Origin of the sequence: Thiolapillus sp., assembly GCF_048562965.1 — a bacterium.
In the GTDB taxonomy this organism is placed as follows: domain Bacteria; phylum Pseudomonadota; class Gammaproteobacteria; order Chromatiales; family Chromatiaceae; genus Thiolapillus; species Thiolapillus brandeum_A.
Genome location: NZ_JBHNMF010000094.1, coordinates 1 through 9,131 on the forward strand (window position 1 = coordinate 1; position 9,131 = coordinate 9,131).

The following is a 9,131-nucleotide window of genomic DNA, read 5'->3' on the forward strand; positions in this document are numbered from 1 at the left end:
CTAGTGAATACCCAGAAAAACCCTCGGGTTCTTGTTACCGCAACCGGCGTGGGCTAGTATCGTAAAGATGCAGTATAGAAAAAGCACAACCTTTTCCCTCAGACTCTCATTGCCCCTGCTTGCGGGCCTGCTGGCAACATTTTCTGTTCATTCAGCACCGGGTGCCGGATATTACCCACCAGGATTCGCACCACCACCCGCCATGCCGGTCACCCAGCAGGGAAGCACACAGCAGCCCCGCACTTACCCCGGCGGCGCCTATTATCCCCCGACGCGCTTTCGACCACCGCCAAAGCAGCAGTATTCAGGCACACCGCCAACCAGCTACTCGCGGCAGTTCTCCTACAGCTACCGTTCCGGCAACAATCAGCAACCCTACCAGCAGAAACCAGCTCCCATGAGTCCGCCCAGCGTGGAGACCACCCTGAGTGAACGCCGTCCCATGGTGCAACAGAACCTTATCTACAGGGTACGCATCAACAGCGACGGAAACCTCAAGGAAGCTGCCCCACAACCACCCCAGTCTGATTCAGTGGTCTTTCGCCAGCTGGGTGAACCGGCCAATTACAGCGCCAGCGGCACATCCGGTCACAAGCTGGTCACGGAATACACCTATCTGCTGATTCCCCTGCGCGAGGGAGAAATTTTCCTCCCGGGCATCAACGTTACGGGAAAATACAACAACGGTACTTCTTTCAATGTGGTGGCCGAACATGGCAATGCTCTCTATGTTCAGCCCGCCCAGCCCGGGGTTCAGCCTTGGCTCCCTTTGTACGATCTGCGCATCGATGCCCACCTGCCGGACAGCACCCGGGTCAAGGCCGGAGAGCCGGTGGAAATCGAGATCGTCACCTCGGCTGTGGGCGCCGTAGGTACACAGTTACCGAGCATCGCTTCCCAACTCCGCAGCGATGACTTCTACATCTACACGGGCGAAGTCACCACCAGCGGAAAGATTTCCGCCGACGGCCTCGATCTCCTGGGTAGCAAGATCGAGAAATTCACGCTGGTGCCCCGCTATGGCGGTAATCTCAATCTGCCGGCCCTGTCCCTGCAGTGGTGGAACCTGCGCAGCGGAAAAGCGGCTACAGCCCTGCTTCCCGTAAAACAGTTTCAGGTTCAGGGGTCGCCCGATGCCGGCGGCGAACGCAAGGACTCATTCTTCAGCCTGCCCGAAGGCAATAGCCTGCTGTTCTGGGTACCTCTGGTGCTGGTCATTCTGCTGATGCTGGCCGGCTGGGTGAAAATGCTGTTCGGCAGTGGCCGCAACCCCGTGGGCGGCTGGATTGCAAACCAGCTCAGGCGCGGGCTCGGTGAGGCCTATCAGCCACTGGCAGCACTGGGGCGTCGCCTTTCGCCACGACGCCATTTCCATCGTCTGCGGACCTGGATCGGCCGGCAGCTGCCTGTCTCGTGGAAGCTGTGGTACTGCCTGAGAGCGGTGGACAAGGAAGACGACCCCGGCACCTGGGGACCGGCGCTGCAGATCCTGGCGGCAAAACACCTGGGCGTTCGTCCCAATTCAGACCTGCAGACCCTGGGTCAAAGCATTGCCCGCTGCCATCCGGCTGCCAATCCACAAAAGGTTGCTCAACTCATGGCAGAACTGGACACGGCGGTATATGGCGGCAAGTCCCTTGCTTCCTTCAACGAATGGAAAGCGGAATTCACCCGCCAGATCAAGCCACGGCTCTTCCCCATCCGCTTCCGCAACTGTCGCCAGCCAACCGACAAACACCTGCTGCCCGGACTGAATCCGTCGGTAAACTGAGGTATTTATTAACCCGGCGAGGGAATACTAGGATGCCAAACGACGCTCAACACAAACTGGTACAACTTCTTTGCAACGGTGAGCTTGGTGCATTCAACTAGGCGGTGAAACAGGTGGAATCTCCCAGCATTCGCGGTGCCGACCTTTGCGGCGTCGATCTCCGGGAAATGCAGGCCGGAAATCTGGACATGCGTGACTGCCACCTGCGCCGCACCGATCTGCGCGGACTCGACTTGTCCGACACCTTGCTGGATGGCGCAAGTATTGGCGGTGCCAAAATATCAGGCACCCTGTTCCCCCGCAGTCTCAGTCCAGAGGAAATCACTTTGTCCCTACCTAGTGCACGGCACCCGTATGCGCGCTTCTGCGAGCTGAGCGTCATCTATATTGGTGCTGGGTTAATATTTGCCCGTTGTTGGCGCTGTCAGCAGTACCTTGACGTCGCTGGCGTACCAGAACGGATTGTCCTGAATTGCGAGCCGGGTATCTTTCAGAATGGCCTGAGCCTTGTCGCGCAGCAGTGGATCCCCTGAACCCAGTGAAAGCTGCAGGATGATGGCAGCGGCGGCAGGCAGGGCACCATCTTCCTGCGCCATGACTGACGGCATGCCGGGCAAAAGCGCCTGGCTGCCACTGATCCAGCCCTTGTCGGTACAGAAGCGTGACCAGGCGATGTTAAGGAGCCGATCAGCCATTTTTCTGTCTTCCAATCGTTTGCTGACCTTTGCCCAGGAGTACAGCCCCTGAGCCACATAAGCATAGTCCGCCAGGGAAGCCTGACCGATGGGTTTTCCCTCATGCACAGCCCTGAAGAGCTGCCTGCCATCCCAAAGGTCAGTCAGCAAATAGTCGCGCAACCTTTCTGCAGCCGCAAGGAACTCCGGATCTTTCAGCTGTTGGGCAGCGCTGGCAAGGGCATGCAGCAGCAGGCCGTTCCATCCGGCTAGGCGCTTGTCATCCACGGGCAGCTGGCGCTGCTGGCGTGCTTCGAGCAGGCGTTTTTTCGCTTCGGCAAGCAGCGTCCTGACCTCGCCCACAGGTTCCTTGAGCTGCTTCGCCAGTACTTCCACCGATTTGCCCTTCATGGGCAGCACACCTTCAGGCCTGTTCCTGAAACCCTTCAGCTGCCAGTACTCACTCGCCAGTTTCAGAAGCGACGGATCGAGCGCTTTCTTCAGTTCCTTTTCGGTCCACAGGTAGTGACCTCCTTCAACACCCTGGGCATCCACGGCGGAAAAGCTGGCGATGCAGGCGGGTGACCCGGCACACATTTCCCGCAGGGTAAATGCCAGGGTATCCCGTGCTGTCTGTGCGTAGGCGGGGTTGTCGAACACCCTGGCAGCCCGCAGGTAAAGGTCCGCCAGCAGCGCCTGGGTATAGAGCATTTTTTCATAGTGCGGCGTCTGCCAGTCGGGATCGACGGTGTAGCGAAAGAAACCACCGGCCAAATGATCTCTCAACCCCCTGTTTGCCATCTGATCGAGTGTCAGGCGCAGAAAATGTTCGAGGGATTTCTTCGGTTCCCTGGCCTGAATTTCCAGCAAGGTTGAAAGCTGCGGCGTCATGGGAAAACGGTTCTGTTGCCCAAAACCACCGGCCAGTTCATCCGCCATCGCCATGGCAGACGCGAGGTAAGCCTGCTGCAGTTGTTCATTTGTCAGCGGTTTATCCGGCGTCTTTTTCTGACGCTGGGCCACCAGCGCATCCAGCGCCTTTCCCGCAAGCTCGGTCACTTCTTTCTTTTCCGCCTGCCACATCTTCTGCAGCTTGCCGAGTAACACCCGAAAACGTTCCGGCGGCAAATACGTCATCCCTACAACAGGATAGCCTTCCGGCGTCAGGAAAACGTTCAGTGGCCACCCCGCCCTGCCCTGGGTGCGTTGCACGAAATCGATGAGATGCTCATCCAGTGCTGGATTGAGCTCCCGGTCCACCTTGACCGGAATGAAGTAGGTGTTCAGCAATTCGGCTATTGCAGGGTTGCTGTAGCTCTCCCGCTGCATTACGTGGCACCAGTGACAGGCAAAATAGCCACTGGAGATGAACAGCAGCTTGCCCTCTTTCCGGGCCAGTTCCAGGGTTTCGGCACTCCATATCTGCCAGTGCACCGGATCCCGGCCGTGCATGGCCAGGTAAGGGGAAGGATTGTCGGCAAGCTGATTCTGCAGTGCCACCGCCGACAGACTGAAGAGCAGGAGCGGCAGAATCAGCAGCGATCTGATCACGGTTCAGTCATCGAGTTGAGAGAGGATATTCTTGGCCACGACCACCTGTTCGTCACTACCCTCCACAAGCACTTCATACAACAGCTTGCGGGCCGCATCAAAATCCATGTCTTCGCGCAAGCGGTTGATGCGCTCCAGCTTTTTATCCACAGCATCCTGGTCTTTGTTTTCTTGCGTATTCTCAGCAGGTTCTTCATGCCAGCTCGCTTCCTCTTCGTCCAGTTCCGCTTCCAGGCGGTCCAGCTCTGCTTCCATTTCTTCATCGGAGAGTGGCTTGAATCCGTTATCGTCATCATCCGCTGCCTGAGCATGTACCGGCGGCGTAGCCACGGTGGCGGCAGCGGTCGCGTCAGCTGCACTGGATGATGCTTCCTCTTCGTCGTCTTCTGTTTCATCTTCATCCTTTTCACGTACGAAGAAATGGGAAAAGATGATGCCTGCCTCGAACAACACCCACATGGGCAAGGCCAGCATGGTCTGGGAGATGACGTCGGGTGGTGTCAGCAGCATGCCGATGACAAAAGCACCCACGATCACATAGGGTCGTTTGCTGGCAAGTTTCTGCGGCGTTGTCATACCCATCCAGACCAGCAGGATGGTGGCGATGGGTATCTCGAAGGCAAGACCAAAGGCAAAGAACAGGGTCAGGACAAAATCCAGATATTCCGAAATATCGGTCATCACCGCCACACCTTCCGGGGTGACACTGGTGAAGAACTTGAACACCAGGGGGAAGACCACGTAATAGGCGAAAGCCGCTCCCAGGTAGAAAAGCACTACACTGGAGGCCAGCAGCGGCATAGCCATCTTCTTTTCATGGGCATAGAGCCCTGGCGCAATGAAACCCCACAGCTGGTACAACAGATACGGCATGCTGAAGAAAACCGCCGCAATGAGGCTCAGTTTGAACGGCGTGAGAAAGGGGGAAGCCACTTTCGTGGCGATCATGGAAGTGCCTTCCGGCATCACCGCCATCAGGGGCTCGGCGATGAAATGATAGATGTCGTTACCGAAGGGGAACAGCACCAGGAAAACCACCAGCACCACCAGCACGGCGCGCAACAGGCGGTCGCGCAGCTCCAGCAGGTGGGACATGAACGGCTGTTCCATGTCGGAGGATGTATTCTCTGTCATTTGTCGGTTTTGTTGGTGACAGTTTTAACGTTGTCTGAGCTGTCCCAACTGTCATCCGAGCTGCCGGAAACAGTGGGCTTCTCGCTGGCAGCCTTCACCACGGATTCGGTTTCCTGCTTGATGTCATTGAGGGCGCTGCGCGTGTCATCGAGAATCTCATGTACGGAAGCGGATCCGGCCTGCTCCTCCAGGATACGCTTGAGTTCTTCCGCCTTGAGTTCCTTTTCGATATCCGCCTTCACCGAACTGATCATTTTGCGTCCGCGACCGATCCACAGGCCCGCCGTACGCGCCACCTTGGGAAGGCGTTCGGGACCAATCACCAGCAGCGCCACGACGGAAATCAGCAGCAGCTCAAAAAAACCAACATCGAACATGGGAAATTTCTCCTATCAGGAGTCTGTCTTGTCTTTTTCCCGTGTTGCTTCGCCTTCGATGACCGACTCCTCCTTGGATGCTTCGGTCAGTTTTTCCTTTTCCTTGGTTTCGCCGTCACTCACGGCTTTCTTGAATCCCTTGAAGGCAGTACCCAGGTCAGAGCCCATGTTGCGCAACCGCTTGGTGCCAAACAGCAGCAACACGATTACCAGTACGATCAACAACTGCCAGATACTGATTCCACCAAAACCCATAATTCGTTCTCCAAAAAATTAAACTTCTTGTCCAGGCCCTCAGGGAGCCCTGAACATTGCTCAATGATGCATGATAGCTTATTCGGCCTTGCGGCTGGCTTTTTCTTCCAGTCCGGAAAGACCGAAACGCCGTTCGAGTTCTTTCAGCACGTCTTGTGGCCCCAGCCCGGCGTGGGCCAACAGCACCATGCTGTGAAACCACAGATCCGCAGTTTCATAGACGATCTTGTCCCTGTCGCCGTCTTTGGCTGCCATCACCGTCTCTGTGGCTTCTTCCCCGATTTTCTTGAGGATGGCATCCAGCCCCTTGTGATACAGGCTCGCAACATAGGAACTGTCGGGCGCAGCGGATTTGCGTTGTTCCAGTACTTCGGCCAGTTGCTGCAGGGTATCCGTCATAGTCTCATCTCCACACCCTGCTCTGCCATGAAACGCTTGGCTTCGCCAATGCTGTACTCAGCGAAGTGGAAGATGGAAGCTGCCAGCACGGCATCGGCGCCACCGAGCTTTACGCCATCCACCAGGTGCTGCAGATTACCCACACCACCGGAAGCAATGACTGGAATAGTCACGGCCTCCGCCACGGCTCGGGTCAGTTCGTTGTCGAAGCCAATCCTGGTACCATCCCTGTCCATGCTGGTGAGCAGGATTTCCCCGGCGCCGTAGCCCGTCATCTTTTTCGCCCATTCGATGGCATCTATACCCGTGGGCTTGCGTCCGCCGTGAGTGAAGATTTCCCATTTCCCATCACCGACGGATTTTGCATCGATAGCCACGACGATGGCCTGGGAACCGATACTGTCCGCAGCCTCTTTCACGAACTCAGGATTGAACACGGCGGCTGTATTGATGGCGACCTTGTCCGCCCCGGCCATGAGCATGCGCCGCACGTCTTCCACTTTGCGGATGCCACCGCCCACGGTCAGGGGGATGAACACTTCTGAAGCCACCTGCTCCACCACATGCACGATGGTCTCACGGTCATCGGAACTGGCGGTGATGTCCAGGAAGGTGATCTCGTCGGCGCCTTCCTCGTTGTAGCGGCGGGCCACTTCCACGGGATCGCCGGCATCGCGGATATCCACGAACTGCACGCCCTTGACCACGCGGCCGTTGTCCACGTCCAGGCAGGGAATGATGCGTTTCGCCAGCCCCATGTCAGCAGCTCAGCTCGTCGGCCAGTTTCTGACCCTCGGCAAAATCCAGCGTGCCTTCGTAAATCGCCCGGCCGGTGATGGCTCCCATGATATTGCTGGTATTGGCTTTGCAAAGCGCTTCGATATCCCGCAGATTGGTGATGCCACCGGAGGCAATCACAGGAATGCGTATGGCATTGGCCAGACTGGCCGTGGCATCCACATTGCAGCCGGTCATCATGCCGTCACGGCCGATGTCGGTGTAGACGATGGCAGACACACCGTCATTCTCGAAGCGTTTTGCCAGTTCGGTGACCTCCTGATCCGTGATCTCGGCCCAGCCGTTGATGGCCACCATGCCGTCCTTCGCATCCAGCCCGACGATGACATGACCGGGAAAGGCCTTGCACGCCCTTGTCACGAATTCAGGATCCTTGACCGCCTGGGTGCCAATGATGCAATAGCTGACCCCAGCCTTCAGATAAGCTTCAACAGTGGCCTCGTCACGGATGCCGCCACCAACCTGTATGGGAAGATCGGGATATCGGGCGGCAATGCTGCGGATGGCGTCACCGTTCACCGGCTCGCCGGCAAAAGCGCCGTTGAGATCCACAAGGTGCAGGCGACGGGCTCCGGCATCCACCCAGCGGCCGGCCATGTCCACCGGGTTGTCGGAGAACACGGTATCGTCTTCCATGCGCCCCTGTTTCAGTCGTACGCACTGGCCGTCTTTCAAATCGATTGCGGGTATGAGCAACATCAACTTGGCTCCCAACTGACAAAATTCTTCAACAGGCACAGACCGGCATCTGCGCTCTTTTCCGGATGAAACTGCACGGCAAACAAATTGCCTACGGCGATGGCGCTGACAAACTCCATACCATAATCGGTGGTCGCGGCAATCAGCGTCCGGTCTTCAGGAACAACATGATAGCTGTGCACAAAATAGAACCGGGCGCCATCAGCGATGCCTTGCCACAGGGGATGCTGCTGGCGCTGGTTCACCTGGCTCCAGCCCATGTGAGGAATCTTCAGCGGAAGGCCGTTGTCACCAGGCATGTCAGCAGAAAAACGCTGCACCTTGCCGGGGAAAATGCCCAGCAGTTCCGTGCCGCCGTTCTCTTCACTGAACTCCATGAGCACCTGAAGCCCCATGCAGATTCCCAGAAAAGGCTTGTTCTGCATGGCTTCACGCACTTCACGATTCAGGTGGTGTTCTCCGATGGCCGCCATGCAGTCACGCGCGGCACCCTGTCCGGGAAAGACGATACGGTCTGCCGCCTTGATCCATTCATGGTCATCAGTAACCCGCACCTGGGCATCGGGCGCCACGTGCTCGATGGCCTTGGACACGGAACGCAGGTTGCCCATGCCATAATCCAGCACAGCAATCTTCTGTCCCATCACAGGCTGCCCTTGGTGGAGGGAATGGTGCCCTGCAATCTCGGATCCTCCTCCAATGCCATGCGCAGAGCGCGCCCAAAGGCCTTAAAGATGGTCTCGGCGATATGATGGGCATTGCTGCCGCGGATACAGTCGATGTGCAGGGTCACCTGGGCATGATTGACGAAGCCCTGAAAGAACTCGTGAAACAGATCAACGTCGAACTCGCCAATCGTGGAGCGTTTGAAATCCACGGGCATTTCCAGGCCCGGGCGGCCGGAAAAATCGACCACCACCCGGGACAGAGCCTCATCCAGTGGCACATAGGCATGGCCGTAACGGCGTATGCCCTTCTTGTCTCCCACGGCTTGATCGAAAGCCTGCCCCAGGGTAATGCCCAAGTCTTCGACCGTGTGGTGTGCATCGATGTGCAAGTCACCGTTCGCGGTAATATCCAGGTCGATCAGCCCGTGACGCGCCACCTGGTCGAGCATGTGCTCTAAAAATGGCACACCGGTATCGAATTTGCCTTTACCCTGGCCGTCCAGATCCAGCTTCACCGTGATCTGCGTTTCCAGGGTATTGCGCTCAACGCTGGCGCTGCGACTCATCGTCAGTCTCCGAAATTGTGAGGGCTGGATTATAACCTGATTCGGCTATTGAAGTCTTTGCGGGGAGCGCTCATCATTTGCTCAAATGAATGATCAAGCGTGTCTTCGGCCTCGTGATAGATTTTGGGACATCCCAGTCCCCAAAATCGACTCGGCCTTTGACAACCTATTGGTGCCCCAGCCGTCCTGGTCACCAAGCACTACGCAACAACTTCGCAAGCTCGTTGCTGCTCCGTACT

The 9,131-nt window shown here is 57.2% G+C and carries 10 protein-coding genes and 1 pseudogene; 2 read left to right on the forward strand and 9 right to left on the reverse strand.

Features of this window, described 5'->3' with window-relative positions:
* Positions 1–67 precede the first annotated feature (67 nt).
* Both ACOCD2_RS07160 and ACOCD2_RS07165 read left to right on the forward strand, forming a co-directional pair.
* Entirely contained in the window at positions 68–1,771 is a 1,704-nt protein-coding gene (locus ACOCD2_RS07160) for a hypothetical protein (RefSeq protein WP_293646333.1), read from the forward strand.
* Positions 1,772–1,959: 188 nt separating this feature from the next.
* A pseudogene (locus tag ACOCD2_RS07165) lies at positions 1,960–2,055 on the forward strand (pentapeptide repeat-containing protein); the annotation flags it as partial.
* A gap of 114 nt (positions 2,056–2,169) precedes the next feature.
* Here ACOCD2_RS07165 and ACOCD2_RS07170 read toward each other — a convergent pair.
* The 9 genes from ACOCD2_RS07170 to hisB all read right to left on the reverse strand — a co-directional run bounded on the left by ACOCD2_RS07170 (position 2,170) and on the right by hisB (position 8,892).
* Complete coding sequence (locus ACOCD2_RS07170) at positions 2,170–3,996, reverse strand: thioredoxin domain-containing protein (RefSeq protein ID WP_293646335.1); 1,827 nt, start codon at positions 3,994–3,996, stop codon at positions 2,170–2,172.
* A gap of 3 nt (positions 3,997–3,999) precedes the next feature.
* A complete protein-coding gene (gene tatC / locus ACOCD2_RS07175) occupies positions 4,000–5,130 on the reverse strand; it encodes a twin-arginine translocase subunit TatC (RefSeq protein WP_293646337.1) in 1,131 nt (376 codons plus the stop codon).
* Complete coding sequence (tatB, locus tag ACOCD2_RS07180) at positions 5,127–5,507, reverse strand: Sec-independent protein translocase protein TatB (RefSeq protein WP_293646339.1); 381 nt, start codon at positions 5,505–5,507, stop codon at positions 5,127–5,129. Before tatB ends, tatC begins: the two co-directional genes overlap by 4 nt.
* 15 nt (positions 5,508–5,522) lie before the next feature.
* Positions 5,523–5,762, reverse strand: coding sequence for a Sec-independent protein translocase subunit TatA (gene tatA / locus ACOCD2_RS07185; RefSeq protein WP_293646340.1), 240 nt, complete (start codon positions 5,760–5,762; stop codon positions 5,523–5,525).
* A 78-nt stretch (positions 5,763–5,840) separates the two neighbouring features.
* Positions 5,841–6,161: a phosphoribosyl-ATP diphosphatase gene (locus ACOCD2_RS07190; RefSeq protein WP_293646342.1), complete on the reverse strand. Its 321-nt coding sequence runs from the start codon at positions 6,159–6,161 to the stop codon at positions 5,841–5,843.
* Positions 6,158–6,919, reverse strand: coding sequence for an imidazole glycerol phosphate synthase subunit HisF (gene hisF, locus ACOCD2_RS07195; protein WP_293646344.1), 762 nt, complete (start codon positions 6,917–6,919; stop codon positions 6,158–6,160). Before hisF ends, ACOCD2_RS07190 begins: the two co-directional genes overlap by 4 nt.
* A 1-nt stretch (position 6,920) precedes the next feature.
* Positions 6,921–7,658, reverse strand: coding sequence for a 1-(5-phosphoribosyl)-5-[(5-phosphoribosylamino)methylideneamino]imidazole-4-carboxamide isomerase (hisA, locus tag ACOCD2_RS07200; RefSeq protein WP_293646346.1), 738 nt, complete (start codon positions 7,656–7,658; stop codon positions 6,921–6,923).
* The gene (gene hisH, locus ACOCD2_RS07205) at positions 7,658–8,302 is read right to left on the reverse strand and encodes an imidazole glycerol phosphate synthase subunit HisH (RefSeq protein WP_293646348.1); all 645 of its coding nucleotides are present in this window, start codon (positions 8,300–8,302) and stop codon (positions 7,658–7,660) included. Before hisH ends, hisA begins: the two co-directional genes overlap by 1 nt.
* Entirely contained in the window at positions 8,302–8,892 is a 591-nt protein-coding gene (gene hisB, locus ACOCD2_RS07210; protein ID WP_293646350.1) for an imidazoleglycerol-phosphate dehydratase HisB, read from the reverse strand. Before hisB ends, hisH begins: the two co-directional genes overlap by 1 nt.
* Between the last annotated feature and the right edge of the window lie 239 nt (positions 8,893–9,131).